Here is a 26,040-nt window from a genome sequence, read left to right as displayed (position 1 = left end):
CCTTATTGTAACAAGCCTATATTGTTGTCTTTTTTAATGCTAAATTTATCGCCATCTCTTGTTAGTGTCATTATGCGAATCATCTCATTTTGCCTTGTGATATATGAAACCTCTGTTGGAGGGTCGATGACTATAAATTTTATCTCATTTAACTCAAGCCAGTTGCTTCTATTTATTACTTTTGCTGCAAATATACCATTTTGCATAACATCAAGCTCATCTTTTAGCCCCTTGTGCTCGGCTTTTTTTGTCTTAAATTCATGCAAAAGTGCGTTGTAGTCATTAACTAGCTGCTGATATTCTTTTAGTTTTTTCATAAATGTTACAGGCGGAACTATCTTTGCATTTTGAAGCTCTTCCACCTTTGCTTTAATGAGATTTATAGAGCCTTTGTTTTCGTCTATTATCATCTTTTTTGTTTCAAGCTTTTTAGGAATTTTATCTATCTGCTCTTCAAGCTTTTTTATAAGCTCGAGCTGGAGAGGAATTTTATCTGCTTGGTCTCGCATCTTACTAGTGTCTATTATAAATCTATTATTCATGCCTCGCAGATATTTTACATCTATAAGTCTTGCGGCAGTCATCGTGCAGTTTGAGCCAAGTGTCTCTATGATGATCTCCTCAGCTGTTATTGATCCACCCACTACTGAGTTTATCCTTGCTTTTTTAGCTATAACAGTTCCGCCTTCAAGCCTATCTATGCTCACATCATCGGCTTCTACTGTACCTATGTGAACTGCGATATTTGCCGTGCGTGACTTTATCTTTGCCTTGCCATGAGTCTGTCCGCCAATAACCACATCATCTGCTATGACTTGCGCATTTGCAGCGATATTTCCACGGACATTCACCTCTTTTGCCTCGACTATAACACCTGTTCCAATAGCGTCTTTAAAAACATCATCCTCTTTTATAAATAGTGAAACATTTGCATCGATTGAAGTTTGAACTGAGCCTGTGTCACGAAAATTTATCTCATTTACCTCAAGATGCTCTCCGATATCATAAACTCCACCCTTATCACTTACAAAACCTGGCTTTTTAGCGATAAATTTTATACTTGTGTCATCTTCTATTTTATCGATATTTTCGGCATTTACATTTATATCTTTAAATTCGTTATCTTTTGGTTCAGGCATCTTTATAAACTCGCCACGAACATTTCTGCCATTTCTGCCATTTTTTGGCTTTATGCACTCCATTATCACATCGCCAGCCACAACACCTTGCAAAAAGCCACGGCTAGCGTGATTTATCTTATCATTTTGGATATTGTTTGTATTGTTTTTATAGTGAAATATCATCTGCGCATCGGTTGGCTTGTGTGCTTGAGCACCAGTTGTTACTGTAAGGGTGATATCATGATCTATCATCTCTTTTATGCGTAAAATAGAAGCTATCTTTGTTAAATTTTTTCTTAGCTCGTCTTCTCTTATGCCAACTAGAATTTTTGCCTTTATTAGCTGTTTTGCGATATAGTCATAGAGCAAATTTTCATAACCACTGACATGTTTAATGTCTTTTGATGCGTGAATTTTGGCGATAACTTTTGTTAGACTTGAGTTTGCCCCTATGCTTATTTTGGGTAGTTGGTTTTGTGGTGCTTGGCGTATATCAAAGTATTCAACATGATAGCTTTGCTCGATATTTAAACTCTCATCTATAAAAAATGCCGTATCATCAAAAATATCAAGCTCTTTTGACATAAGAGTTACAGGCTCGTTATGCTCGCTATCTGTGTAGCTTGTTACTACATCAAGTAGTCTATAATCAACAAACTGCGGGTCAATCTCTTGCGACTGAGCGATACTAGCTATATCAGCAAGTGGTGTTTTTGTATCGGCTTGAATAGGTGAAAAATAGATTATCTCTTGTGTTTCTTCGCTCAAATTTCCATCCAAAGATAAATTTTTAGTGTGATATTATCTCTAAAATTTTATTAAACTTTGGTTATGCGTGATTTAAAGCTTTTTTTGTTACTATTGTGCTTTTAAAATTTTAGGTAGGTTTATGTTTGTAAAAGGCTTTTTTTCAAATTCAGCTGGCATTATGATTTCTCGTATTTTAGGGCTTGCAAGAGACATTTTGACAGCCTTGGTTCTTGGGGCCGGTATTTATAGCGATCTATTTTTCATAGCTTTTAAAATTCCAAACCTTTTTCGCCGTATATTTGGAGAGGGGGCATTTGCGCAAGCCTTTTTACCAAATTTTGCAAAAGCAAGATACAAAAGTATTTTTAGTGCAGAAATTTTTATAAAATTTCTTTTTTTTATAGGGATTTTGACACTTTTTGTAAATATTTTCACTGGATTTTTTATAAAAATTATCGCAAGCGGACTAAGCGATGAGGCGATAAGTGCCGCCATACCTCTTGTAAATATCAACTTTTACTATCTTGGGCTAGTTTATATAGTTACATTTATGGCATCCTTACTTCAGTATAAAGGGCACTTTGCTACGACGGCGTTTTCTACGGCTCTTTTAAATTTAGCAATGATTATTGCGCTATTGCTAGCTTATGGCAAAGATGAAAAAAGTGTAGCATTTTATCTTAGTTACGGAGTTATTAGCGGGGGAATACTACAAGTTTTAGTGCATATCATCGCTATGCAAAAAACTGGTGCTGGCAAAATTTTCTTTGGAGGGCTTAAAGGCTATGCTACAAAAAAAAGAGATAACATAAAGGGCTTTTTTTCTAACTTTTATCACGGACTTATAGGCTCTTCCGCTATGCAAATAAGCGCTTTTATGGATACTTGGCTAGCTAGCTTTTTAGTAACTGGAAGTATCAGTTATCTTTTTTATGCGAACAGAATTTTCCAGCTTCCACTTGCTGTTTTTGCCATAGCTCTCTCACAAGCACTTTTTCCAAAAATAACAAAGCTGTTAAAAGCAAACGATGAGCAAAATGCTATGTTTTGGACAAAAAAGAGCTTTTATCTGCTACTTTTTACATTAAGCCTAGCTACTATTGGCGGAGTTATTTTGGCAGAGCCAGTTATTTGGCTGCTATTTGAGCGTGGAAATTTTACTCATCAAAATACCATAGAGTGTGCCGCTGTCTTATCTGCATACATGGTTGGGCTAGCTCCTTTTGGGCTAGCAAAAATTTTCTCGCTTTGGCTTTATGCCAAAATGCAACAAAAAAAAGCAGCTAAAATTTCCATCATCTGCCTTGTTGTAAATTTAGCTTTAGCTGTGATGTTAATGCAGCCTCTTGGAGCTGTTGGTTTGGCACTTGCAAGCTCACTTGGTGGCTTTTTGCAACTTGGACTTTTTATCAATGCTTTTGGTTGGAGAAAATTTTTAGATATAATCGAACTTAAAAAACTCATGCTAATTATATCATCATGCGTGGTTTTTACTGTTGTTTTAATGATATTAAAGGAAGTTATTTATGCAAATTTATGATAGCGTTAAAAAAGAAAAGCTAAATTTTAAGCCCATACGAGATGGCGAGGCAAATATCTATCTTTGTGGTCCTACAGTATATGATGATGCGCATTTGGGACATGCAAAAAGCGCAGTAAGTTTTGATATGCTTCGCCGAACACTCATAGCACTTGGCTATAAGGTAAAATTTGTACGCAACTATACAGACATTGATGATAAAATTTTAAAAAAGATAAGCGAAAGTGGTGAAAGTTTAGAGAGTATAACAGATTTTTACATCAAGCGATATAAATCAGACATGAAAGCCCTTAATGTCCTTGAGCCAGACATTTCGCCAAAAGCTACTGAATGCGTTGATGAGATGATAAAATATATACAAAATTTACTTGATAAAGATATAGCTTACAAGCTTGATGATGGTATTTACTTTGACACGAGCAAAGATGAGCAGTATCTTTGCATTAGTGGTAAAAATGCCGATCTTGAAACCATCGCAAGGGTTGATATAAACGAAAAAAAGAGAGATAAAAAGGACTTCGTACTTTGGAAATTTGATGATAAATTTTACGACAGCCCATTTGGCAAAGGTCGTCCAGGCTGGCACTCTGAGTGTGTTGCAATGATTAAAAAATACTTTGATGGAGATGAAAATTTTAATATTGACATCCATGCTGGTGGAGTTGATCTACTCTTTCCACATCATGAAAATGAAGCTGCACAGTGCAGATGTGCCGAACATAAAGCCTTAGCAAAATACTGGATGCATAATGGCTTTATCCAAATAAACGGCGAAAAAATGAGTAAAAGCTTGCAAAATAGCTTTTTTGTAAAAGATGCTCTTTTGCTTTATCCTGGTGAAGCACTTAGATTTTACTTGCTTACAAGCCATTATAGGGCAAATTTTAACTACTCTGAGCTTGATTTGGAGGCTAGTAAAAAGCGACTTGATAAGCTTTATCGCCTTAAAAAAAGAGTGCTAGGGGTTAGCAAAACTAGCTTAAATTTAGAGTTTAAAAAAGAAATCTTGGACGCTTTAAGCGATGATTTAAACACCTCAAAAGCATTGGCTACTCTTGATGAGTTTATAAGGCTTTCAAATGAAAAACTTGATGTAAACCCAAAAGATAAAGCCGCAAAAGGCGAAATAGTAGCAAACATTGCTTTTATAAATGATGTTTTTGGTATCGGCCTGCAAGATAGTTTTGAGTATTTTCAGTTTGGCATAAGTGATGAGCAAAGAGAGCGGATAACAGCGATGATAGCGGAGCGAAAAGAAGCTAAAAAGGAGAGAAATTTTATCAAATGTGACGCCATTAGAAATAAGCTAAATCAAATGGGCATAAACATCATGGATACACCAGATGGTACGATGTGGGAGCATATATAGATGAAACAGCTTGGTTTAAAGGGTGTTTTAAAGCGCTTTGCCCCATATTTTAAAGATTATATCCCCTACTTTGCCTTAGCCATCACGGGTATGCTTTTTGCAAGCCTTGGTACAGCTGCAACCGCATATCTTGTCGAACCTGTGTTAAATAAAATTTTTGTTGAAAAAAATGAGCAGCTTTTATATCTTTTGCCCTACGCTATCATTGTCATCTATGCGATAAAAAATATCGGAACATATATGCAGGCTTATTTTACCGCATATATTGGGCAAGATACTGTTAGGCGTTTTCGTGAGCAAATGATACAAAACTTACTTTCGCTTGATATGAAATTTTTTAATACCTACCGTACTGGCGAGCTCATAAGCAGATGCATAAATGACATAGAGCGTATAAGAACGATCGTTTCAAACATGATACCAGAGCTTATTCGAGAGATTATAACCGTACTAGGGCTTCTTGGAGTTGTCATTTATCAAAGTCCAAGACTCGCATTTTTTGCGCTTATTGTCTTACCAGTAGCGGTGTATCCTATATCACGGCTTGCAAAAAAGATGAAAAAAATCTCAAGGGCCTCGCAAGAAAAAACATCAGATATCACTTCAGTTTTGAGTGAAATTTTTACAAATATAGAGATTATTAAGGCAAATAACGCCCAAAGATATGAACATAAGCGTTTTATTGGTGAAAATAATAAATTCTTTAAGCTAAATTTAAAAAGTGTAAAGATAGAGCAACTAGTTAGTCCGCTTATGGAAACGATAGGCTCTGTCGGAGTTGCGGTAGTTATCATCGTAGGAGGTAAAGAGGTTATAGATGACCGACTTACAATGGGTGCATTTTTCTCATTCTTAACAGCCCTTTTTATGCTTTACACTCCGATAAAGCGTATAGTTGGCATATATAGCAAGATACAAGATGCTGTGGTTGCAAGCGAAAGAACATTTGAGTTAATTGATAAACAAAGCGAAATAATTGATGGTACAAACGAGATAACAAATACCATAAAAAGTATAAATTTTAAAGACATATGGCTAAGCTATGATGATAAAAATGATGTTTTAAAAGGTATAAACTTAAGAGCAAAAGAGTCTGAACTCATAGCTCTCGTAGGCTCAAGTGGTGGCGGAAAAACATCTATAATGAATCTGCTTATGAGATTTTATGAGCCAAAAAGTGGAGAAATTTTAATAAATGAGCAAAGCATAAAAACGCTTAAAGTAGCCTCGCTTCGTAAAAATATCGGCTTTGTAAGCCAGCGCATATACATCTTTAATGATACGATAGCAAAAAATGTCGCTTATGGTAGAGAATTTGACGAAAATGCTGTGATTGACGCATTAAAAATGGCAAATGCTTATGAGTTTGTAAATGGCATGAATGATGGCATAAATAGCGTTTTAAATGAGTTTGGCACAAATCTTTCAGGTGGGCAGCGTCAGCGTATAGCAATAGCAAGGGCACTTTACTCAAACCCACAAATTCTTATCTTTGATGAAGCAACAAGCGCACTTGATAATGAAAGTGAAAAAGAGATAACAAGTGCTATAAATAATTTGCGCCATAAAAAGATAATATTTATTATAGCTCACCGCCTAACAACTGTGCAAAATGCAGATAAAATAGCTGTTTTAGATGGCGGAAAGATAGTTGGATTTGGAAATGATAGCGAACTTGAAAATAGTTGCGAAATTTATGCAAAACTTAAAGGTAAAGCCTTAGTTTAAGGCGCTTTGTGCTAGAATATAAACATTTTAGGCTTAAATGAGGGTATGATGTTTGACTATACTACTTTAAAATCTATATTTTTTAAATTCGATCCAGAAGCTGCGCATAAAATCGTAGAATACAGCATGATGGCAATAGATAAGATTCTGCCAAGTTCACTTAGTTTTGTTGCAAACAAATGTGTTGTAAGTGATGCAAGATTGCAGCAAAATTTACTTGGAAGCATTTACAATAACCCAGTTGGTATCGGCGGTGGCTTTGACAAAAATGGCACGATGTTTTCTGGTCTTACTGCGCTTGGTTTTGGGCATTTAGAATTTGGAACTTTTACACCAAAGCCACAATATGGCAACGATAAACCACGCCTTTTTCGCCTTATTGAAGAAGAAAGTATCCAAAATGCGATGGGGTTTAATAACGACGGAAGCAAAGAGATAAAACGGCGTGTAAGTAAAATACACCCAAATGTCATTCCGCTTTGGGCAAATATCGGCAAAAACAAGATCACACCAAATGAAAAAGCCATAAATGACTATGAAATTCTTGTGCGTGACTTTGCCCAGCTTTGCGATGCTTTTGTGGTAAATATCTCGTCGCCAAATACACCAAATTTGCGTGCTTTACAAGAAAATGAATTTATCACAGAGCTTTTTAGCAGGATAAAGCCACTAACTAAAAAGCCTATTATTTTAAAAATTTCACCAGACTTAAGTCATGAAAAAGCAATAGAAATTTCGCAAAATGCCGTTTCTAGTGGCGCAGATGGGATCATCATCTCAAACACAAGCATTGACTACACACTTTCTAGCTCACCAAATTTAAAGAGCTTTGGTGGTCTTAGCGGAAAGGTTATAACACAAAGATCAAGGGAGATATTTAAAGCCGTTGCAAGCGAGCTTTACGGCAAAACAACACTTATAGCTTGCGGGGGTATTGACAATGCGAAAGAGGCTTATGATCGTATAAAAATGGGTGCTAGTTTGGTGCAAATTTTCACTAGCTTTATATTTAAGGGTCCGATGATTTGCAAAGAGATAAATAGCGGAATTTTAGAGCTTCTTAAAGCTGACGGATACGCTCATATAAGCGAAGCTATCGGTGCAGATGTTAAAAAATAAGGAATACAATTGATAAAATTTAACAAAATAAAACTAAAAAATGGGCTTGAAATTTATCACTTACCGGTAAATAAAGGCTCAAAAGTTATAAGCCTTGATATATTTTACAAGGTTGGTTCAAGAAATGAAACGATGGGCAAAAGTGGTATCGCACATATGTTAGAGCATCTAAATTTTAAATCAACCAAAAATTTAAAAGCTGGAGAATTTGATGAGATAGTAAAAGGCTTTGGTGGCACAAATAACGCCAGCACTGGGTTTGACTATACTCATTATTACATAAAATGTTCAAATCAAAATTTAGAAAAAGGTCTTGAGCTTTTTGCTGAGCTTATGCAAAATTTAAACCTAAAAGACAAAGAATTTCAGCCTGAGCGTGATGTTGTGCATGAAGAACGAAGGTGGCGCACGGATAATAATCCAATCGGCTATCTTTATTTTAGGCTTTTTAACCATGCTTTTATATATCATCCATATCACTGGACGCCTATTGGCTTTATAAAAGATATAGAAAACTGGAGCATTGAAGATATTCGTGAATTTCATCAAACTTACTACCAGCCACAAAATGCTATACTTTTAATCAGTGGAGATGTAAGCAAAAAAGAGGCTTTTGAGATAGCAAAAAAGAAATTTGATGGTATAAAAAATGGCAAAAAACCGCCAAAACTTCACTGTATCGAGCCAGTCCAAGACGGAGCGAAAAGAGCGATTATATACAAAGATACTCAAACGCAAATGCTAGCCATAGCATATAAAACCCCACCATTTAACCATAAAGATCAAATAGGTCTAAATGCTATTAGCGAATATCTTAGCAGTGGTAAAAGCTCAATCTTGCAGCAAGTCTTGATAGATGAACTTCAGCTTGTAAATCAAATTTATGCTTACAACCTTGACAGCATTGATGAAAATTTATTTATATTTCTTGCGGTTTGTAACCCAGGTATAGATGCGCTTGATGTTGAAAAAGAAATTTTAGCTATAATAAAAAATTTAAAGTCAAAAAGTATCGCAAAAGATGATGTTTTGCGTGTTAAAAATTTAATAAAAAGTGATTTTGTCTATTCGTTTGAAAGTGCAACTAGGGTGGCAAATTTATACGGAAGTTATCTTGCAAGAGGTGACATAAAGCCTCTTTATGAATTTGAAGCAAATATCGAAAACATAGACTCTAAAATGCTTCAAGAGATAGCCAAAAAATACTTTATAGACAAACATTCAACGACGATAATACTCAAAAAGGAAGATCAATGAGCGAAATTTTACAAGGTGGTATGACAGCATTAATAACACCATTTAAAAATGGAAAAGTAGATGAGCAAACTTATGAAAAGCTGATAAAACGCCAAATAAAAAATGGCATAGATGTTGTAGTGCCAGTTGGAACAACTGGGGAAAGTGCCACACTAACGCACGATGAGCATCGTATTTGTATCGAAATAGCAGTTGAGGCATGCAAAGGAACTAATACAAAAGTCTTAGCTGGCGCTGGAAGTAACGCCACTCATGAGGCTATCGGTATCGCTCAGTTTGCTCAAAGTCACGGCGCGCACGGTATACTTTCAGTAGCTCCTTACTACAACAAACCAACGCAAGAAGGGCTTTATCGCCACTATAAAGCACTAGCAGCAAGCGTTGAAATTCCTGTCGTGCTTTATAATGTGCCAGGTCGCACGGGCTCAGATATTTTACCTCAAACGGCTATTAGAATTTTTAAAGAGTGTCCAAATGTGATAGGTATCAAAGAAGCTACTGGAAATATCGATCGTTGCGTAGATATACTCGCTCATGAACCTGAAATTTTAGTTTATAGCGGGGAAGATGCGATAAACTACCCTATCATTTCAAATGGAGGGAAAGGCGTTATAAGCGTAACCTCAAACCTACTTCCAAATGAGATAGCAAACCTTTGTCATTTAGCCATAGATGGAAAATTTAAAGAAGCAAAAGCGATAAATGACAGACTTTATGACATTAACAAAATTCTCTTTTGCGAAAGCAACCCTATACCGATAAAAGCAGCTATGTTTATAGCGGGGATTACGCCAACACTTGAGTATCGTCTCCCACTTTGCGAACCAAGTCAAGAAAATCTTGCAAAGATTGAAAATGTAATAAAAAAATATGAGATAAAAGGATTTTAATGGATAATTTACAAAGTGAATTTAAAGGTAAAACGCTGGTTATCAGCGGCGGAACAAGAGGTATAGGTCGAGCCATTGTGCTTGAGTTTGCAAAGCTTGGAGCAAATATAGCTTTTACCTTTAATTCAAACGAAGAGTTAGCAAAAACTCAAGCCAGCGAGCTAGAAAAAATATATGGCATAAAAGCGCGTGCCTATGCGCTAAATATTCTTGAGCCTGAGACATATAAGGAGCTTTTTGTTCAAATAGATGAGGACTTTGATAGGGTTGATTTTTTCATATCAAATGCCATAATCTCAGGTCGAGCAGTTGCTGGCGGATACACTAAATTTATGAAGCTAAAACCACGCGGTATCAACAACATCTTTACCGCAACTGTAAATGCCTTTGTAGTAGGCTCTCAAGAGGCTGCAAAGCGCATGGAAAAAGTGGGTGGTGGCTCTATCATATCTCTAAGCTCGACTGGGAATTTAGTATATATCGAAAACTATTCAGGTCACGGTACAGCAAAGGCGGCGGTCGAAGCCATGGCGCGCTACGCAGCTACCGAGCTTGGTGAAAAAAATATCCGCGTAAATGTAGTAAGCGGTGGACCGATCGAAACAGATGCTCTTAGAGCGTTTACAAACTATGAAGAGGTGCGCGATTATACATCCAAATTAAGTCCTTTAAACCGTATGGGACAGCCTGAGGACTTAGCTGGTGCATGTGTATTTTTATGCTCATCTAAGGCAAGCTGGGTCACGGGTCATAGCTTTATAATAGATGGTGGAACCACATTTAAATAAAAATTAAAAGATAAAAAATGATAAATTTGCCAAATGCTCTTGCTGGTTTTCGTATCATTCTTGCGCCTGTGATGTTTTTTATCCTTGTTGATTTAGCTCGCATAACATCTGAGATTCACATCAGCTGGATAAACTATTTTGCTGGGCTTGTCTTTGTGATAGCCTCAGTAACTGATTTTTTTGATGGCTACATCGCACGTGCTTGGAATCAAAAGACAAAGCTTGGCGCAGTGCTTGACCCACTAGCAGATAAAATGCTAACACTTGCGGCATTTTTAGGGCTTATGATGATAGAGCGTGCTAGCCCATGGGCTGTGTATCTTATCCTTATAAGAGAATTTTTCATCACAGGTTTTCGTGTAGTGATGGCAAGTGATGGCGTAGAAGTTTCAGCCTCTATGGCTGGCAAAGTAAAAACCGTCGCGCAAATGATAGCGATTGGGTTTTTAACCATGCAGTGGTGGGGCGCTGAAATTTTACTTTGGATAGCTGTCGCACTTACGATATACTCTGGATATGAGTATGTAAGAGCATATATAAAAGCGATAAGTGCGTAAGCCTTGATGAGAGCTTAAGCACAAAAGACTTTTTTAGATACAAAAACTAAAATATCAAAAAGCTTTTGTAAATTTTATCTTATAAAAATCTAATAAAGCAAAATTTATAAAAATATCTCCCTAAATCCAAGCAACTTGGCATTCCACTTTTTCTCAACCATCGTCTTTAAAAATGCCGGTATCCATCCGCTAAGTTCTACCCCCAAAACTTGCGCCGTCGCGTAACTATGTCCGATAGAGCATATCATACCATTACTTTTAAAGCGAAATTTCTCATCAGTTTTTTCACCAAAAAGCATAGCTTTAAAATGCCTAGCTAAAAACTCACCCTGCTCGCACGCTATCTGAGCTGTCGGCGGATAAAAGCCACCTTTACCATCACTTACCGCACTCACATCGCCGATATAATAGCGATGCTTGCTGCCTATCGCTTTTAGTGTATCATCGACTTTTACGCGTCCGCGCTCATTTTCCACATCGCTATCACTTACTATACTAGCGCCCTTTACACCCGCACTCCATATGATTATATCAGCATCTAGCGTGTTGCCGTTTTGAAACACTACTTTACCATTTTGCAAGCTATCTATGCGAGTGGAGTGCAAAATTTTTACACCTTTTTCGGTAAGTTTATCGGCTGTTTTTTGGGATAATTTTTCACTAAAAAATGTTAAAAGTCTTGGCGTAGAGCTTATCAGATGCACGCTAAATTTACTAGCCATCTCATTGCTAACGCCGTAAAACTCACACTTTTTTCGTAGCATATCCGCACAACTAGCAGCAAACTCTATCCCAGTAAGCCCACCGCCGCAAACTGCAACTTTAAGACCCTTTTTACTCTCAAAACCCTCATCAAATTTAAGCTTTAAACGCTCTGCTATTTTTCCTGATTGGATATATGAGTCGATAAACATCGCATTTTCAATGCCCTTTAGGTTAAAACTCTCCTTCTCAAATCCAGCCGCCACGACCAAATAATCATACCTAAAATCGCCAAATTCCGTTATCACCCTATGGTTTGCCTCATCTATATCAGTTACTACTTGTTGAACTATCTTTATCTCAGGATGTAAAAATTCCCGCAGATCAAACATGATCTTACCGCTTTTTTCAGCGGTTGCTACCTTATGAAGCATAGTGGAGTGATAGTGATAGGAATTTTTATTAATGATAGTAAAATTTGCAAGCCTAAAACAGGCTTCATCAAGACTTTTTAAAAAAGAAACACCAGCATAGCCAGCACCGATAACAACGATATTTGGTCTCATTTTATCTCTTTGATTGGTTTTTGTTATTATAGCTATTTCTAGATGATTTTTTATAAAATTTTAAATTTTAATATCACAAGTTAAGGCTAACACACACTTCCAACATTAATAGCAAGACCTCCTAGTGCAGTCTCTTTGTATTTTGAGTTCATATCTTTGCCTGTTTCGTACATTGTTTTTATCACTTCATCAAGCCCAACTCTAGGTGTGCTTTTTCTAATAATCGCCATTCTAGCAGCAGCAATGGCTTTTATCGCTCCAAAAGCATTTCGTTCAATACAAGGAATTTGCACAAGTCCACCTACAGGATCGCAAGTAAGTCCCAAGTGATGTTCCATAGCTACTTCAGCAGCACTACACGCCACGCTAGCATTTGCACCATATATCGTAGCCATCGCTCCAGCTGCCATTGAACTAGCTGAGCCGACTTCTGCCTGACAGCCAGCCTCCGCACCACTTATGCTCGCATTTTTCTTATAAAATGAGCCTATCATCATAGCTGTAAGTAAAAATTTCACCGCCTTTTCTTCGCTAAAAATTTGTGTGTGGTTTTTTAGATAGAGCATTACAGCAGGTATCACGGCGCAAGCGCCATTTGTTGGGGCAGTTACGACCTTTGCGCCACTTGCATTTTCTTCAGCAATAGCAATAGCATAAAGCGAGATATAGTCTATTATAGCCATAGGATCATCATTTGCGTAAAGTCGCGCATAAAGTCCTTTGGCGCGTCGGTGTAAATTTAATATCCCTGGCAAATTTGGCTCTTTTGGATTTATTCCAGAGGCATAGACGCCTTGCATAGTTTCCCAAATTTTAGAGCAGTAGCTTTTTATGGTATCTAGCGAGTGAAACTGAAGCTCATAGTTTAAAGAGAGCTCGGCTAAATCCCAGCCGTTTTGTTCGCAAATTTTCACAGCATCAGTAGCGTTATTTACTTGCACTAAAGCTAAGTCGTTTTTTGTAACATCTTCTTTTCTTAAAAGGCAGTTTCTAAGCTCTGCTTCGCTCATTACAAAGCCACCACCAATGGAGTAAAATGTCTTTTTTAAAATTTCACTTTGATTATCAAAAGCACTAAAAATAAGTCCATTTTCATGTAATTTTAGAAATTTATCTTCAAAAACAATATCGTTATCGTAGTTAAAACTTATCTGCTTTTTTCCACAAATTTTTATTATATTTTGCCTTAAGGCTAAGCTTATGATCTCTTCTTGCAAATTTGCATTTAGCTCACTTGCGCTTAATCCACAAAGCCCCCAGATAACAGCCTTATCACTTAAATGCCCTCTTCCAGTTAGCGAGAGCGAGCCAAAAAGTTGAACTTTTATACGAGAAATTTTATCAAGATAAGGTTCTAAATTTTCACAAAATTTATTTGCCGCAATAAGAGGTCCAAGAGTATGAGATGAGCTTGGTCCAATACCTATCTTAAAAATTTCTAAGTTGCTCATTTTTTATATTTTTTAGGGTATTCAAAAAATAAAATTTTCGCACATCCCTCGTTTGCTTCTTTGTATGCTTGTTCAAACTCAAGTGCAAAAATACCACTTGTTGGAATATTGCCAATCACTGAGTCGCTTAAAAGCTCACAAATTTCTGTTATAGCTGGGTTGTGAGCTATGATAAAAATTTCATTTAATCTCTCATCAAGACTTCTTACAAACTCTAAAATTTCTTCACTTCCAGCATTATAAAAGCTTTTTACACTCTTTGGTTTTTTTTTAATTTTTATCATCTCACAAAGTTTTTTTGCACTCTGCTCGCATCTTGTTGCTTCGCTGTAAAAAACTGCATCTGCACCAACATTAAGCTCTTTTAAAACCTTTGCCATAAGCTTTAAATCCCCTTTACCTCGGTTGCTAAGCTCGCGAGTGAAGTCTTTTTTGCTATCTTTTTTCTCTTCGGCTTTTGCATGCCGCATAAAGTAAATTTTACCCATTTCTCCCCCTTGCCACAGACTTTATAGCCTCAAGCTCTGCCGCACTAAAGCCCGCCTTAAGCCTTGCCTCTTCATTTAGTTCTCTAGCACTAGCAAAGGCATTAGGATAAAGCTCTCGAACGATATTTATATATTCATCAGTGCTTGTACCTTCAAGCTCGCAAGCATAGCTAAACCATCGATTGCCCTTACTAACATGACTAACTTCTTCAGCCAAAATGACATTTAGTGCGTCTAAAATTTTTTCATTTCCAGCCTCTTGACTTAGCTTTTTAATAATATGAGCGTTTGCGTCAAGTCCATTTGCCTCCATATATCTTGGCAAAAGAGCCATACGCTTTTTTAAACTATCTTGGGTTTTACAAAGTGCTACAAAAAGTCCATCATGCACCTCAAAGTCGCCGTATTTTGCACCGTATTCTCCTAAAAGTTTCTCTATCATCTTAAAATGGTGTATCTCATCTTGTGCTACTTCAAGCCAGTCAGCATAATAATTGTAAGGCAAATTCTCAAATCTATATGCTGCATCAAGGGCAATGTCGATAGCAGAAAACTCGATATGTGCGATATTGTGTAAGAAATTTAGCTGTTTTTGATGGGATGGTATTTTTTTATTTATATCTTTCATGGCTACAACTTTACAAAATTTCTCATAGCACGGTCTAGTTAGTGGCTTTGCCTTGATATCTCTAGTAAAATTTTGCTTTTTTGTTGTTTTAAATTTTGTATAAAAGTTATCAAATTTCAGAAATTTTATCTCTTTTTCATTCTCGTTTATAATATCCCATATCTCATCAAAAAAGTACATTTTAATCTCTTTTTTTAGGCATTTTATCTTGATTTACCTTGCCATATCCTGCAAATCTATGTGACGCTAGACAAGTTGCTTTATTTTTTTTGCACTTTACAACATAACTATTTATGTTTTTATCACCCTCTTTATGGGTGTCTTTCTTTATTAAATTCATATAATCACGATAAATTTTACCTTTTGTATAATGAACAAATTCTATCGTCGCATCTTCAAAAACTTGCATTACTATGCCTACATGTGTGATATTTTTTTTATCTTTGTTTTTTTTAATTCCGCTTCCCATAGTGTTTGCAAAAAACACCAAATCGCCAGCTGTTGGCATATCAAAATTTATCAGCTTTTTACTCTCGTAAAGGTTAAAAATCGCTTTTGACTTTCTTCCACTTGCATCATAAAATTTCATCACATCTTTTTCAGCATAGTATAAATTAAAGTGATCTTTATTGACAATAGAAACAAAACTTGAACAGTCATGACCAGTCTTTTTTCCTACATATTTTGAAAGTAAAAATTTATCATTTGTATTTAAAACCATATTTTGCGCAACATTTGCTTCTTTGCCATCAAAATCCCCTAAAACAGGCTTTTCTTGGTAAATTTTAGTAGCGCCAATCTCATCTACATTTGGTTTTGGAGCATTAAAAAACGAGCAACCTGTAAGCAAAAAAGCTACTGAAACTGAAATAAACATTAAATTTTTCATTGGAATTCCGATTGTTGGTTTTATGCTATTGTAGCAAAGTTAATATTAAACAAAAGCAAATCTAAGCAAAAAATGTGTATAATCTTTAAAAATTTAATAAGGCTAAAGATGGATTATTTAAAAATAAAAGGTGGAGCAAAGCTTAGTGGTGAAGTTGCTATAAGTGGCGCAAAAAACGCTACTTTACCACTTATAGCACTAACTTTACTGGCAAAAAATACAGTTGTTTTGGACAATATCCCAAATGTTGCTGATATAAAAACACTCGTTCAATTACTTACAAATTTGGGTGCAAAGTGCGAATTTCTTACTCCAAATTCACTAAAAATAAATACAAACGCCATACATTCAACAAAGGCAAACTATGACATCGTAAGAAAGATGAGAGCTTCCATACTTGTTCTAGGCCCGCTTCTGGCGCGGTTTGGGCATTGCGAGGTGAGTCTTCCTGGTGGATGCGCGATAGGTCAGCGCCCCATAGACCTACATCTTAGTGCACTTGAGAAAATGGGCGCAAATATCGAGATAAAAGATGGTTATGTTGTAGCAACAGCTCCAGATGGGCTAAAGGGTGCTCGTATAGTTTTTGACAAGATAACTGTAACTGGGAGTGAAAACATTATAATGGCAGCAGCTCTGGCAAAAGGAACAACACATCTTATAAATGTCGCAAAAGAGCCAGAAGTCGTTCAGTTATGTGAAATTTTAGTAGCAGCTGGAATAGAGATAACTGGCATCGCAACAGATGAACTTGTGATAAAAGGAAGTGCCAAATCTTTGCTTGATATAGCTGACTTTACCGTGATACCAGACCGCATCGAGGCTGCAACATATCTTTGCGCTGGAGCTATCACAAACTCAAAAATAACTATCACAAAATCAAATCCAGCCCACCTAGTCGCGATACTAACTAAGCTAGAGCAAATGGGCTTTGGTTTTGAAATTTTAGAAGATAAGATAACTATCCTGCCAGCACAAAAAGTAAAGCCTTGTGACATTGTAACAACCGAATATCCTGGCTTTCCGACTGATGCACAGGCTCAATTTATGGCACTTGCCTTAATAGCACAAGGCGTAAGCACTATAGATGAGAGACTTTTTGAAAATCGCTTTATGCATGTAAGCGAGCTTGCCCGCATGGGCGCTGATATTGGATTAAATGGACATATAGCGCATATCCAAGGAGGTCTTGAGCTAAACGCAACTGATGTTATGGCAACAGACCTAAGAGCTAGCTCTGCACTTGTTTTGGCTGCACTTGTGGCAAAAGGTGAAACAAGGGTTCACAGGATCTATCATCTTGACCGTGGATATGAGAATTTAGAGCTTAAATTTAAAGCACTTGGTGCTGATATAACAAGGCTTAGCGAATGAAAGTAGAATTTGAGCAAGCAAAAGAAATTTTAAGGCAAAATTTTAACATAAAAGCTAGTAAAATCGTCCCGATAGAAGTAGCTGTGGGTGAAATTTTAGCAGATGATATCTTGGCTATAAAAAATCTACCAGCATTTGACAACTCAGCTCTTGATGGCTATGCTGTGATATATGACAACAAAGAAGATGGCTATGAGCTAATTGATAGTATATTTGCTGGAGAAAAAAAGCAACTAAGCATAAGTGGCAATCAGTGTGTTAAAATAATGACTGGGGCACTTTTCCCAAAAGGTGCGGACACTGTCATCAGGCTTGAAGATGCCATTATAAAAGATGGTAAAATTTATGCAAACGAAAAGCTAAAAAAGGGCGAAGCGCACCGTTTTTGCGGGGAAGAGATAAAAGCTGGCGAACTCTTGATAAAAGCTAAAACAAAGCTAAGAGCTGCTCACATCATGCTTTTAGCTTCACAGGGTATTTCTCACATTAGCGTTTTAAAAAAACCAAGTATCGCCATATTTTCAAGTGGTGACGAGCTAAAAGAGCCTTGGCAAAGCGCTGATGATTTTGAAATTTATAACGCAAATGCCTATGGTATCGGCGCACTTTTAAAAGAGAAGGGGTTAAATTTTTCATATAAAGGCATCATAAAAGATAAACTACAAGACACGATAGAAGCCTTGAGAAATGCACAAAATTTTGATGTTATTTTTTGCTCTGGTGGAGCCAGCAAAGGCGAGGCTGACTATATGAAAGACGCGCTTATCAAGCTTGGCTATGAAGAGCTATTTGAATATATAAATATACGACCTGGTGGTCCTTGCAAAGCATTTGCAAAAGATAAAAAAATAGTTTTTATCTTACCTGGAAACCCTATGGCAGCATTTTTATGCGCTATGTTGCTTGCTTTACCTTTAATTTCTGACACACCGCTTCAGATACAAACTGGCAAAATTCGTGAAAATATAAAATTTAAACAAGGCAGAAGCAATATAGTCTTTTGCAATATCAATGAAAATGGGGAAATTTCGGTCATAGATGGTAACAAATTTGGCTCAGGGATGATAACTCCTATCATAAAAAGTAACGCCATATATCTTTCACAACCTCACGAAAGTGAACTTTTAAAAGATAACATGATAAAAATTTTAAAAATATCTTGACAAATGAGAAAAAAAGTGGTAAAATGCGGACTTCGATTTGGTTGCGGGAATAGCTCAGGGGTAGAGCACAACCTTGCCAAGGTTGGGGTCGCGAGTTCGAATCTCGTTTCCCGCTCCATATTTTTACTCACATTTTTTTTCATCTTTACTACTAATATATATGCAAATACAGTAAATATATACGCTATGTATTGTGTTAAAGAGGATGCTATTACACTAAAAACATTTGGCTTTGAGGGCGAAGATAACGAAATTTTAAACCTTTTATATCGCCGTGCTGCAAAAATAGACAGCTCAAAGCTTAGTGAGATTTTAACTGCAAATTTTAAAAGTTTTGTTGACAAAAGTGGCGGGAGCGTTGCCTTTGTTAAAGATTGTACAGCGATGGACTTCTTGCAAGAGAGGTTTTTAAGAGAGCTTAGCGATAGATTTATGGGTATTAATGTATCAAGCATAAGGTTTGAACCACAATCACAACTAGAAAGTGGATTAAAATTTAAAGAAATTTTTCTAGGCGAAAATGTAAAGTCCACAGGAACCTTCAGGGCTGCTTTTGAAAAAAATGATTTTAGCCTTAAAAATGTCTATTTTGTTTATAGTTTTGATGCACAAATGCCAGTTTTTATAGCGTTAAATGAACTAAAGCCAAAAAGCATTTTGGGGGCTACTGATTATGCAAAGCACTTTGTTGATTTTAATAAATTTGACCGCGGTTCACTCTTAAGCTTTAGTACTGCTCGACTTGTTTCAAGGGCAAATATAAAACCTGGAGAGGTACTTTTAAAGCGCCACTTTATCGAGCTTTCTTTGATAAATAAAGGCGATAAGTTAAATGCAGTCATAAATGAAGGCACACTAAGTGTCATAACCGAAGTTACGGCTCTTGGGAGTGGAAATTTAGGAGAGCTAATAAGCGTAAAAACAAACGATGGCAAAATTTACAAAGCAACAGTAAGCTCGAAAAAAGAGGTTATAATAAGATGAAAGCGGTTATTGGGATAAGTGGTGCAAGTGGCACAGGGCTTGGGATAAAGCTTGCTTTTGCGCTTGATGAGATTTGTGACACACATCTAATAGTAAGCAATGGCGCAAAAGATGTTTTTTTGCTTGAAAATGGATTAAGTATGGATAATACGCTTTTGGATTTTAAGGGTAAAATTTATCAAAATACCGACTTATCGGCTCAGATATCATCTGGCTCATTTATGAGTGATGTTGTTTTTATCACTCCTTGCTCTATTAACACTCTTGGCAAAATAGCCTCAGGCATAAGCGATACGCTTATTACAAGGGTCACAGCCGTTGCACTAAAACAAAGACAGCGTCTAATCCTTGGCGTAAGAGAGATGCCATTTTCTACACTAAATTTAGAGCATATGGCAAAACTTTCAAGTTACGGAGCAGTGATAGCGCCACCGGTTTTAGGCTACTACGCGGACTCAAAAAGCGTAGATGAGATTGAAAATTTTATCATAGGTAAGTGGCTTGATGCGGCTAATATCAAAAACAAATTTTACAAAAGATGGCAGGAAATACAATGAAAGCATGTATCTATCCAGGGACATTTGACCCGATAACAAACGGGCATGTTGATGTTATAAAAAGAGCCATAAAGATCTTTGATAAAGTTATCGTTGCGGTTGCAAAAAGTGATAGTAAGCACCCAATGTTTGATACTGATATGCGCGTTAAAATGGCACAAATGTCAGTTCAAAACTTACCGTGTGTAAGTGTCGAGAGATTTGATAATTTACTTGTTGATTTTGCTAAAGAGCGCAGTATAAATACAGTCATTCGTGGGCTTCGTGCCGTTAGTGACTTTGAGTATGAACTGCAAATTGGCTATGCAAATGCCGCACTTTGGGAGGAATTTGAGACAGTTTATCTGATGCCAAGTTTAAAAAATGCTTTCATATCAAGCTCTATCGTCCGTTCTGTTTTAAATCATAAAGGCGATGTTAGTAAGCTAGTTCCGCATGAAATTTTGCCATTTTTAAGCGAGAAAAACTAATGTATGTGCTATTTGAGGGCATTGATGGTGTTGGCAAAAGTACGCAAATTTCACTTTTAGCAAGAAAATTTCCAAATGCTATCGTTACAAAAGAGCCTGGTGGAAGTGAGTTTGGCAAATTTGCAAGACAAATTTTACTTGAAAACAATCTTTTTCTCTCAAGCCGTGCCGAGCTTTTATTATTTTTAGCTGATCGTGCCGAACACATGCAAAAGCTTATTATGCCAAACAAAGACAAGCTTATATTAAGCGACCGAGGTTTTGTCTCTGGTATATCTTACGCCATAACAAACGATAAAAGCTTAAACATAAAAGAACTTTTGGCTATGAATGAATTTGCCTTAAACGGTGTGTTACCAGAAAAAATTATATTTTTTTACGCCAATAAAATACTTGTAAAACAAAGGCTCTTTGAGCGAAAAACACAAGATAAAATAGAAGCCAGAGGACTAGAGTATCTTTTGAAGGTACAAGAAAATATGCACAAATTTTTACAAAGTCAAAGCTTTGATACACTTTTTATAGATGCTAGCAAAACGGAAGATCAAATTCACGGCAAGATAGTTGATTTTTTAGGATTTAGCTGATAAAACTATTTTATCAGCTTTTTTAGGCTCATTATCCGCTTATATGAGGTCTCTATACGCTCTTTGCTTATTCGTTTTTCATTTACAAGGTCTATGATATGTTGCTTTACTAGCTCTGCGCTCTTGCGACCATCTAGATTAAATTCACTAAAAAGCAAAATATCCCCGCCAGCGTTTATAAACTTAAAAATTTTCTCTTTCAAAGGCTCTGTACCAACGCCCTTCATAAGCATATCATCACTTATCACAACACCACCAAATCCAAGCTCCGTTCTAAGAAGTGAGTTTATGGTTATATGCGAAAGGGTTGCTGGATTTTTGTCATCTAAGTTGCTTACATAAAGATGTCCGCTCATAATAGCCAAAGCCCTACCCTGCGAGATAGCATCTCTATAAGGCAAAAGTGCATCACGAGTAAGCTTTACTACACTTTTATCTTTATGTGAGTCACTTTCTGAGTTGCCGTGCCCTGGAAAATGTTTCATAACACTAATGATACCGTTTGCACCCATCGCATCTATAAAAGTATTTGCATAAAGGCTTACTTTTGCACCATTTGCACTAAAAGCACGCTCTTTTTTGCCTATAATTGGTGAAGCATCACTATGAAGATCAACAACTGGAGCAAAGTTCATATTTATGCCAAGTTCTTTTAAAATTTTACCCATCTTTAAATAAAGCTCGTGCGCCTGCTTTATATCAAGCGTTTCGCCAACCTCTTTTGCGCTGATAAATTTAACTCCAAGCCCACCTAAGCGACTTACTTTACCGCCCTCTTCATCGATAGCTATAAATAAATTTGGAGCTTTGTTTTTAATGGCCAGAGTAAGAGCTTTTAGTCCTGCTTTATCTTTAATATTTCGCCCTAGTAGCATTACACCTCCAAAACGAGAGTATCCTGCATCACTAATCATCACTTTTACACTAGTTTCATTAAGACTTGAACCATTAAAACCGACCATAACCATCTGCGCCACCATAGCACGCAAAGTAGGCTCAGCGGCACTTAGATTTAAACACATAAATAAGGAAAATATTAAAATTTTTATCATTATTATCACTTTTTACTCAGTAGTGTTTTTACACTTTGACTTACATCTTTGCCATCTATCATCGCAGCAACTTCAGCGGCAATAGGCGTATAAATATTGTTTTTTTTGGCTATATTGCAAATAGCCTTTGCAGTAGGAACGCCCTCAGCAACTTCGCCAAGATCGTCTAAAATTTTATCCAAACTTTCATTTTTAGCAAGCCCCATGCCTACTCTGTAATTTCGTGAAAGCACGGATGAAGCTGTCAAAAAAAGATCTCCTGCCCCACTAAGACCTAAAAATGTATCATCTTTTGCTCCAAAAAATTTACCAAATCTAGCCATCTCCACAAGACCACGAGATATAAGGCTGGCACGAGCATTGTTGCCAAGTCCAAGTCCATCGCAAATACCGCCAGCTATGGCTATAACATTTTTGTAAGCACCGCAAATTTCAGCCCCTGTAATATCATCATCAGCGTAGGCTTTCATAAAATTTGGAAAAAAACTAGCAAATTTTTTAGCAAGTTTTATATCTTTTGAGCTTACAACAAGTGCACATGGTAGTTTTTTTTCAACCTCTTTTGCAAATGTTGGACCAGACAAAAAGGCTAAATTTTCACATGGTAAGAAATTCTCATAAATTTCATTTAAAAAGCGATTTGTACTAGTTTCTATCCCCTTGCTTGCAACTAAAATTTTTTGATTTTTAAATTTAAAATTTTTTACAAGCCACTCACTTACGCTTTGAGTGGGTACAGTACTTACTAAATATTCACACTTTAAAGCCTCATCTAAACCAACAAAATCCTGCATATCTCTTGGAGTTCTTGATGTTATTACGCACTCGTGATTTTCTCTTATGGCATGAAAAAGTGCCGTACCCCATTTACCAGCACCTATGACTGCTATTTTCATTTTTAGCCTAATTTTTGTTTTAAAATTTCATTTACTTTCACTGGATTAAAAGCACCTCTACCCTCTTTCATCACCTGACCTACAAAAAAGCCAAACATCTTCTCTTTTCCGGCTTTATATTCTGCTACTTTATCAGCGTTTGTAGCTAAAATTTGCTCGATTATTGCCACTATAGCACCATCGTCACTAACTTGTTTTAAACCTAGATTTTCGATAATATCATCTACATTTTCGCTTGGATTTTGCATTAGATGATCTAACACATCCTTAGCAGCCTTGCCACTTATAGTCCCATCTTCAATGCGAGCTAAAAGCTGTGCCAGCTTTGCACTTCCAACAGGGCTAGTTTCAATAGTAATGCCATTTTTTAATCGCCCGTTAAGCTCTACAAGAAGCCAAGTAGTGGCTAGTTTTGGTGAAATTTTAGCCTCTATAAGCTCTTCAAAAAACTTTGCCATCTCAACACTTGAAACCAAATTTTCAGCATCTGCTTGTTTTATACCAAATTCACTTTGATAGCGTGCTATCTTTTGCTCAGCTAACTCTGGAATCAGAATAGCCTCGTTATACATCTCATCACAAATCTCTACTGGCAACAAGTCAGGATCTGGAAAATATCTATACTCAGCACTATCTTCCTTGCCACGCATTGAACGAGTTACTAAATTTACAGTATCAAAAAGCCTAGTTTCTTGGTATACTTCAGCATCATATTTTCCATCTTCCCACGCTATACTTTGGCGCTCGACTTCATAATCAATAGCTTTTTGAATAAAGCGAAATGAATTTAAATTCTTTATCTCTACGCGCGTATAGAGCTTTGTGTCGCCTTTTGGTCTAATGCTAACATTTGCATCACAACGAAACGAACCTTCTTGCATATTGGCGTCACTTATGTTTAAAAAGCGCAAAATAGAGTGTAGTTTTTTAAGATAAGCTACGGCTTCATCAGAGCTTCGCAAATCAGGCTCAGAAACTATCTCAAGCAAAGGCGTTCCAGCACGGTTTAGATCAACTAAACTACCGTTACCCTCATGGATATTTTTTCCAGCATCTTCTTCAAGGTGTGCTCTAGTTATGCCTATGCGCTTTTGTTTGCCATCAACATCGATAAAAAGCTCACCTCCTTCGACTATCGGTACTTCAAATTGCGAAATTTGATATGCCTTTGGCAGGTCTGGATAGAAATAATTTTTTCGATTAAAGACTGATTTTTTATTTATTTTTGCATTTACCGCAGTTCCAAAGCTTATAGCTTTCTTAACAGCTTCTTTATTTAGAACAGGCAAGGCTCCGGGAAGTGCCAAGCAAGTTGGACATACATTTGTATTTGCCTCTTCTCCAAAACTAGTAGCACAAGAGCAGAAAATTTTTGTTTTAGTGTTTAATTGAGTATGAACTTCAAGTCCTATAACGACTTCAAACATTTTATACCTTTTATTTGATTTTATGTGTATTTTAGCAAATTTTATCTAAATTTTTGGCATAAAAAAAGGCGAGACCCTAAAAAGAGCTCGCCAAAAATAAAGTTAAATTTATATTAATGCTCTTCTACAGCAACAGCGCCAGCAAGATATACATAAGTTAGCATCATAAATATAAATGACTGTAGTACCGCCATAAGCGTAAGTAGTGCATACGCTGGAAGTGGTGCGATAAAAGGAGCAAGAGTCAGCATAACCAAAAGGAAGAGATCATCACCCTTGATGTTACCAAAAAGACGGAAAGAGAGTGAAACGATACGAGAAAGATGAGAGATTATCTCCACAACAAACATAAGTGGCGCAAGAGCCTTGCTTGGTCCCATAAAATGTTTAAAATAGCCAACAAAACCGTTTTTCTTAATACCCTCATAGTTATAATAAACAAATACAACTAATGCTAGCGTAAGGGTCAAATTTAGAGTTGAAGTTGGTGATTCAAAGCCTGGGATAATGCCAATGGCGTTTGAAAAAAAGACAACAAAACCGATAGTAGCAACCAGCGGAAGATACTTACGAGCAAGCGTTTCACTACCAAGAGTATCTTTACCCATAGAAACAACCCCCTCAAGATATGCCTCAACGATATTTTGAAGCCCTCTTGGAACAAGCTGCATTTTTGATGTGGCAAATTTAGCGACTAGGACTATGATTAAAGCGACTAAACAAAAGTGAAAAATATAGACAAATGCGTGGCTATCATAGATCAAATTTGAAAAAAGAAAAATATCTTTCATATACAAAACCCTCTTTTTAGTATTTAAAATTTTAGGCTGATTTTAGCAAAATAAATGTTAAAAGTATTTTAAGATAATGAAAATTTGGGCTATTTTCATAAAAAATTTATATTTTAATTGAAAAAATAGCTATAAACAAGCTTTAAAATAGTTGCCCCAACTACTATCAAAAACATGGTTCTGATAAATTTTACCTCTTTTTTTATGACCATATTTGAGCCAACATAAGCTCCAACTATCTGCCCTACTCCCATCAATAAACCAACAAGCCAAAGTACTTGTCCACCGATGATAAAAACACCAAGAGATACGATATTGCTTACAAAATTTAGTACTTTTGTATGCGCTACTGCTTTTTTCATATTTAGTCCAATAAGTGCTATCATAGCAAACATCCAAAATGACCCAGCACCAGGGCCAAAAAAGCCATCATAAAAACCAAGCAAGAGTCCAAAAGTGATATAAAAAACTTTTACATTCATTCTAGCTTTTTTATCTTCTTCACCTATTTTTGGAGCAAAAAGTGTATATAAAAATATAGCTACCATAAAAAATGGGATAATGATTTGCAAAATTTTAGCATCAAGCATCAAAATAAGAGCAGTCCCGATACAAGCACCAATGAAAGTAAATATGATGCCAAGAAAAATTTGCTTGTAATCAACCATGCCTTTGCGAGAAAAATTTATCACAGCAGTGAGTGTTCCAAAGCTTCCTTGAAGCTTGTTTATAGCGAGCGCCATATGAGGCGGAACACCCATAGCCATTATGGCTGGAAGAGTTATAAGCCCACCGCCACCAGCAATGGCGTCGATAAAACCGCCCAAAAAAGCAGCAGCAAAAAAAACGCAATACGCTATAATATCAAACTCCATACTCACCCCTCTTATGAATAA

At 36.5% G+C, this 26,040-nt stretch carries 25 protein-coding genes and 1 tRNA gene; 15 read left to right on the top strand and 11 right to left on the bottom strand.

Going from position 1 to position 26,040, the window contains the following annotated elements:
* Nucleotides 1-2: 2 nt before the first annotated feature.
* On the bottom strand, nt 3-1,889 hold the full coding sequence (locus U5B17_RS03435) for a flagellar assembly protein A (protein ID WP_430803974.1): 1,887 nt from the start codon (nt 1,887-1,889) through the stop codon (nt 3-5).
* A gap of 121 nt (nt 1,890-2,010) precedes the next feature.
* Here U5B17_RS03435 and murJ point away from each other — a divergent pair, with 121 nt between their 5' ends.
* The 8 genes from murJ to pgsA are packed head-to-tail and all read left to right on the top strand — an operon-like array spanning nt 2,011 to nt 11,119.
* The gene (murJ, locus tag U5B17_RS03430; RefSeq protein WP_430803973.1) at nt 2,011-3,411 is read left to right on the top strand and encodes a murein biosynthesis integral membrane protein MurJ; all 1,401 of its coding nucleotides are present in this window, start codon (nt 2,011-2,013) and stop codon (nt 3,409-3,411) included.
* A complete protein-coding gene (cysS, locus tag U5B17_RS03425) occupies nt 3,398-4,780 on the top strand; it encodes a cysteine--tRNA ligase (RefSeq protein ID WP_430803972.1) in 1,383 nt (460 codons plus the stop codon). The genes murJ and cysS overlap by 14 nt, the downstream gene beginning before the upstream one ends.
* Complete coding sequence (locus U5B17_RS03420; protein ID WP_430803971.1) at nt 4,781-6,508, top strand: ABC transporter ATP-binding protein; 1,728 nt, start codon at nt 4,781-4,783, stop codon at nt 6,506-6,508.
* Nucleotides 6,509-6,553: 45 nt separating this feature from the next.
* Nucleotides 6,554-7,627 (top strand): quinone-dependent dihydroorotate dehydrogenase, encoded by a 1,074-nt coding sequence (locus U5B17_RS03415; RefSeq protein WP_430803970.1) that lies wholly within the window; start codon nt 6,554-6,556, stop codon nt 7,625-7,627.
* Between the two features lie 9 nt (nt 7,628-7,636).
* Nucleotides 7,637-8,884: a M16 family metallopeptidase gene (locus tag U5B17_RS03410; RefSeq protein WP_430803969.1), complete on the top strand. Its 1,248-nt coding sequence runs from the start codon at nt 7,637-7,639 to the stop codon at nt 8,882-8,884.
* Nucleotides 8,881-9,774 carry a 4-hydroxy-tetrahydrodipicolinate synthase gene (dapA, locus tag U5B17_RS03405; protein ID WP_430803968.1) on the top strand — a complete coding sequence of 298 codons (894 nt, stop codon included), beginning with the start codon at nt 8,881-8,883 and terminating at the stop codon, nt 9,772-9,774. The genes U5B17_RS03410 and dapA overlap by 4 nt, the downstream gene beginning before the upstream one ends.
* A complete protein-coding gene (locus U5B17_RS03400) occupies nt 9,774-10,562 on the top strand; it encodes an enoyl-ACP reductase (RefSeq protein WP_430803967.1) in 789 nt (262 codons plus the stop codon). The genes dapA and U5B17_RS03400 overlap by 1 nt, the downstream gene beginning before the upstream one ends.
* 17 nt (nt 10,563-10,579) lie before the next feature.
* Complete coding sequence (gene pgsA / locus U5B17_RS03395) at nt 10,580-11,119, top strand: CDP-diacylglycerol--glycerol-3-phosphate 3-phosphatidyltransferase (protein ID WP_430803966.1); 540 nt, start codon at nt 10,580-10,582, stop codon at nt 11,117-11,119.
* Nucleotides 11,120-11,223: 104 nt separating this feature from the next.
* Here pgsA and U5B17_RS03390 read toward each other — a convergent pair whose 3' ends face one another.
* From U5B17_RS03390 to U5B17_RS03370, 5 genes are all read right to left on the bottom strand, one after another.
* Nucleotides 11,224-12,387 carry an NAD(P)/FAD-dependent oxidoreductase gene (locus U5B17_RS03390; protein ID WP_430803965.1) on the bottom strand — a complete coding sequence of 388 codons (1,164 nt, stop codon included), beginning with the start codon at nt 12,385-12,387 and terminating at the stop codon, nt 11,224-11,226.
* A gap of 86 nt (nt 12,388-12,473) precedes the next feature.
* Nucleotides 12,474-13,838, bottom strand: coding sequence for an L-serine ammonia-lyase (locus U5B17_RS03385; protein WP_430803964.1), 1,365 nt, complete (start codon nt 13,836-13,838; stop codon nt 12,474-12,476).
* On the bottom strand, nt 13,835-14,326 hold the full coding sequence (locus U5B17_RS03380; RefSeq protein WP_430803963.1) for a SixA phosphatase family protein: 492 nt from the start codon (nt 14,324-14,326) through the stop codon (nt 13,835-13,837). The genes U5B17_RS03385 and U5B17_RS03380 overlap by 4 nt, the downstream gene beginning before the upstream one ends.
* Nucleotides 14,319-15,134 carry a ferritin-like domain-containing protein gene (locus U5B17_RS03375; protein ID WP_430803962.1) on the bottom strand — a complete coding sequence of 272 codons (816 nt, stop codon included), beginning with the start codon at nt 15,132-15,134 and terminating at the stop codon, nt 14,319-14,321. Before U5B17_RS03375 ends, U5B17_RS03380 begins: the two co-directional genes overlap by 8 nt.
* A gap of 1 nt (nt 15,135) precedes the next feature.
* Nucleotides 15,136-15,843 (bottom strand): hypothetical protein, encoded by a 708-nt coding sequence (locus U5B17_RS03370; protein ID WP_430803961.1) that lies wholly within the window; start codon nt 15,841-15,843, stop codon nt 15,136-15,138.
* 108 nt (nt 15,844-15,951) lie between these two features.
* Between U5B17_RS03370 and murA the strand changes: the two genes are divergently transcribed.
* From murA to tmk, 7 genes are all read left to right on the top strand, one after another.
* On the top strand, nt 15,952-17,217 hold the full coding sequence (murA, locus tag U5B17_RS03365) for a UDP-N-acetylglucosamine 1-carboxyvinyltransferase (protein ID WP_430803960.1): 1,266 nt from the start codon (nt 15,952-15,954) through the stop codon (nt 17,215-17,217).
* On the top strand, nt 17,214-18,380 hold the full coding sequence (locus tag U5B17_RS03360) for a molybdopterin molybdotransferase MoeA (protein WP_430803959.1): 1,167 nt from the start codon (nt 17,214-17,216) through the stop codon (nt 18,378-18,380). Before murA ends, U5B17_RS03360 begins: the two co-directional genes overlap by 4 nt.
* Nucleotides 18,381-18,423: 43 nt before the next feature.
* Nucleotides 18,424-18,498: transfer RNA gene (locus tag U5B17_RS03355), tRNA-Gly, on the top strand.
* Nucleotides 18,499-18,566: 68 nt separating this feature from the next.
* Nucleotides 18,567-19,364, top strand: a complete 798-nt coding sequence (flgA, locus tag U5B17_RS03350; protein ID WP_430803958.1) for a flagellar basal body P-ring formation chaperone FlgA — start codon at nt 18,567-18,569, stop codon at nt 19,362-19,364.
* A complete protein-coding gene (locus U5B17_RS03345) occupies nt 19,361-19,921 on the top strand; it encodes a UbiX family flavin prenyltransferase (RefSeq protein WP_430803957.1) in 561 nt (186 codons plus the stop codon). The genes flgA and U5B17_RS03345 overlap by 4 nt, the downstream gene beginning before the upstream one ends.
* Nucleotides 19,918-20,391 carry a pantetheine-phosphate adenylyltransferase gene (coaD, locus tag U5B17_RS03340; RefSeq protein ID WP_430803956.1) on the top strand — a complete coding sequence of 158 codons (474 nt, stop codon included), beginning with the start codon at nt 19,918-19,920 and terminating at the stop codon, nt 20,389-20,391. The genes U5B17_RS03345 and coaD overlap by 4 nt, the downstream gene beginning before the upstream one ends.
* Nucleotides 20,391-20,978, top strand: coding sequence for a dTMP kinase (tmk, locus tag U5B17_RS03335; protein ID WP_430803955.1), 588 nt, complete (start codon nt 20,391-20,393; stop codon nt 20,976-20,978). Before coaD ends, tmk begins: the two co-directional genes overlap by 1 nt.
* Before the next feature lie 5 nt (nt 20,979-20,983).
* Here the strand turns inward: tmk and U5B17_RS03330 are convergent, their stop codons facing one another.
* The 5 genes from U5B17_RS03330 to U5B17_RS03310 form a co-directional block, all read right to left on the bottom strand.
* Nucleotides 20,984-22,030, bottom strand: coding sequence for a glycoside hydrolase family 3 N-terminal domain-containing protein (locus U5B17_RS03330; RefSeq protein WP_430803954.1), 1,047 nt, complete (start codon nt 22,028-22,030; stop codon nt 20,984-20,986).
* A gap of 5 nt (nt 22,031-22,035) precedes the next feature.
* Nucleotides 22,036-22,926: an NAD(P)H-dependent glycerol-3-phosphate dehydrogenase gene (locus U5B17_RS03325; RefSeq protein WP_430803953.1), complete on the bottom strand. Its 891-nt coding sequence runs from the start codon at nt 22,924-22,926 to the stop codon at nt 22,036-22,038.
* A gap of 2 nt (nt 22,927-22,928) precedes the next feature.
* The gene (gatB, locus tag U5B17_RS03320) at nt 22,929-24,353 is read right to left on the bottom strand and encodes an Asp-tRNA(Asn)/Glu-tRNA(Gln) amidotransferase subunit GatB (protein WP_430803952.1); all 1,425 of its coding nucleotides are present in this window, start codon (nt 24,351-24,353) and stop codon (nt 22,929-22,931) included.
* Nucleotides 24,354-24,466: 113 nt separating this feature from the next.
* A complete protein-coding gene (locus tag U5B17_RS03315) occupies nt 24,467-25,144 on the bottom strand; it encodes a F0F1 ATP synthase subunit A (protein ID WP_230056435.1) in 678 nt (225 codons plus the stop codon).
* A 113-nt stretch (nt 25,145-25,257) separates the two neighbouring features.
* Complete coding sequence (locus U5B17_RS03310; RefSeq protein ID WP_430803951.1) at nt 25,258-26,019, bottom strand: TSUP family transporter; 762 nt, start codon at nt 26,017-26,019, stop codon at nt 25,258-25,260.
* Nucleotides 26,020-26,040: the final 21 nt, after the last annotated feature.

It is taken from the genome of Campylobacter australis (assembly GCF_050586305.1).
GTDB lineage: Bacteria > Campylobacterota > Campylobacteria > Campylobacterales > Campylobacteraceae > Campylobacter_A.
This window is presented reverse-complemented; position numbering and strand designations above follow the sequence as displayed.

Excerpts from the sequence above, each read along its gene's own strand:
- murJ (WP_430803973.1), top strand. The coding sequence starts at position 2,011 with ATGTTTGTAAAAGGCTTTTTTTCAAATTCAGCTGGCATTATGATTTCT.
- cysS (WP_430803972.1), top strand. The coding sequence starts at position 3,398 with ATGCAAATTTATGATAGCGTTAAAAAAGAAAAGCTAAATTTTAAGCCC.
- U5B17_RS03420 (WP_430803971.1), top strand. The coding sequence starts at position 4,781 with ATGAAACAGCTTGGTTTAAAGGGTGTTTTAAAGCGCTTTGCCCCATAT.
- U5B17_RS03415 (WP_430803970.1), top strand. The coding sequence starts at position 6,554 with ATGATGTTTGACTATACTACTTTAAAATCTATATTTTTTAAATTCGAT.
- dapA (WP_430803968.1), top strand. The coding sequence starts at position 8,881 with ATGAGCGAAATTTTACAAGGTGGTATGACAGCATTAATAACACCATTT.
- U5B17_RS03400 (WP_430803967.1), top strand. The coding sequence starts at position 9,774 with ATGGATAATTTACAAAGTGAATTTAAAGGTAAAACGCTGGTTATCAGC.
- pgsA (WP_430803966.1), top strand. The coding sequence starts at position 10,580 with ATGATAAATTTGCCAAATGCTCTTGCTGGTTTTCGTATCATTCTTGCG.
- U5B17_RS03390 (WP_430803965.1), bottom strand. The coding sequence starts at position 12,387 with ATGAGACCAAATATCGTTGTTATCGGTGCTGGCTATGCTGGTGTTTCT.
- U5B17_RS03385 (WP_430803964.1), bottom strand. The coding sequence starts at position 13,838 with ATGAGCAACTTAGAAATTTTTAAGATAGGTATTGGACCAAGCTCATCT.
- U5B17_RS03380 (WP_430803963.1), bottom strand. The coding sequence starts at position 14,326 with ATGGGTAAAATTTACTTTATGCGGCATGCAAAAGCCGAAGAGAAAAAA.
- U5B17_RS03375 (WP_430803962.1), bottom strand. The coding sequence starts at position 15,134 with ATGTACTTTTTTGATGAGATATGGGATATTATAAACGAGAATGAAAAA.
- U5B17_RS03370 (WP_430803961.1), bottom strand. The coding sequence starts at position 15,843 with ATGAAAAATTTAATGTTTATTTCAGTTTCAGTAGCTTTTTTGCTTACA.
- murA (WP_430803960.1), top strand. The coding sequence starts at position 15,952 with ATGGATTATTTAAAAATAAAAGGTGGAGCAAAGCTTAGTGGTGAAGTT.
- U5B17_RS03360 (WP_430803959.1), top strand. The coding sequence starts at position 17,214 with ATGAAAGTAGAATTTGAGCAAGCAAAAGAAATTTTAAGGCAAAATTTT.
- flgA (WP_430803958.1), top strand. The coding sequence starts at position 18,567 with ATGTATTGTGTTAAAGAGGATGCTATTACACTAAAAACATTTGGCTTT.
- U5B17_RS03345 (WP_430803957.1), top strand. The coding sequence starts at position 19,361 with ATGAAAGCGGTTATTGGGATAAGTGGTGCAAGTGGCACAGGGCTTGGG.
- coaD (WP_430803956.1), top strand. The coding sequence starts at position 19,918 with ATGAAAGCATGTATCTATCCAGGGACATTTGACCCGATAACAAACGGG.
- tmk (WP_430803955.1), top strand. The coding sequence starts at position 20,391 with ATGTATGTGCTATTTGAGGGCATTGATGGTGTTGGCAAAAGTACGCAA.
- U5B17_RS03330 (WP_430803954.1), bottom strand. The coding sequence starts at position 22,030 with ATGATAAAAATTTTAATATTTTCCTTATTTATGTGTTTAAATCTAAGT.
- U5B17_RS03325 (WP_430803953.1), bottom strand. The coding sequence starts at position 22,926 with ATGAAAATAGCAGTCATAGGTGCTGGTAAATGGGGTACGGCACTTTTT.
- gatB (WP_430803952.1), bottom strand. The coding sequence starts at position 24,353 with ATGTTTGAAGTCGTTATAGGACTTGAAGTTCATACTCAATTAAACACT.
- U5B17_RS03315 (WP_230056435.1), bottom strand. The coding sequence starts at position 25,144 with ATGAAAGATATTTTTCTTTTTTCAAATTTGATCTATGATAGCCACGCA.
- U5B17_RS03310 (WP_430803951.1), bottom strand. The coding sequence starts at position 26,019 with ATGGAGTTTGATATTATAGCGTATTGCGTTTTTTTTGCTGCTGCTTTT.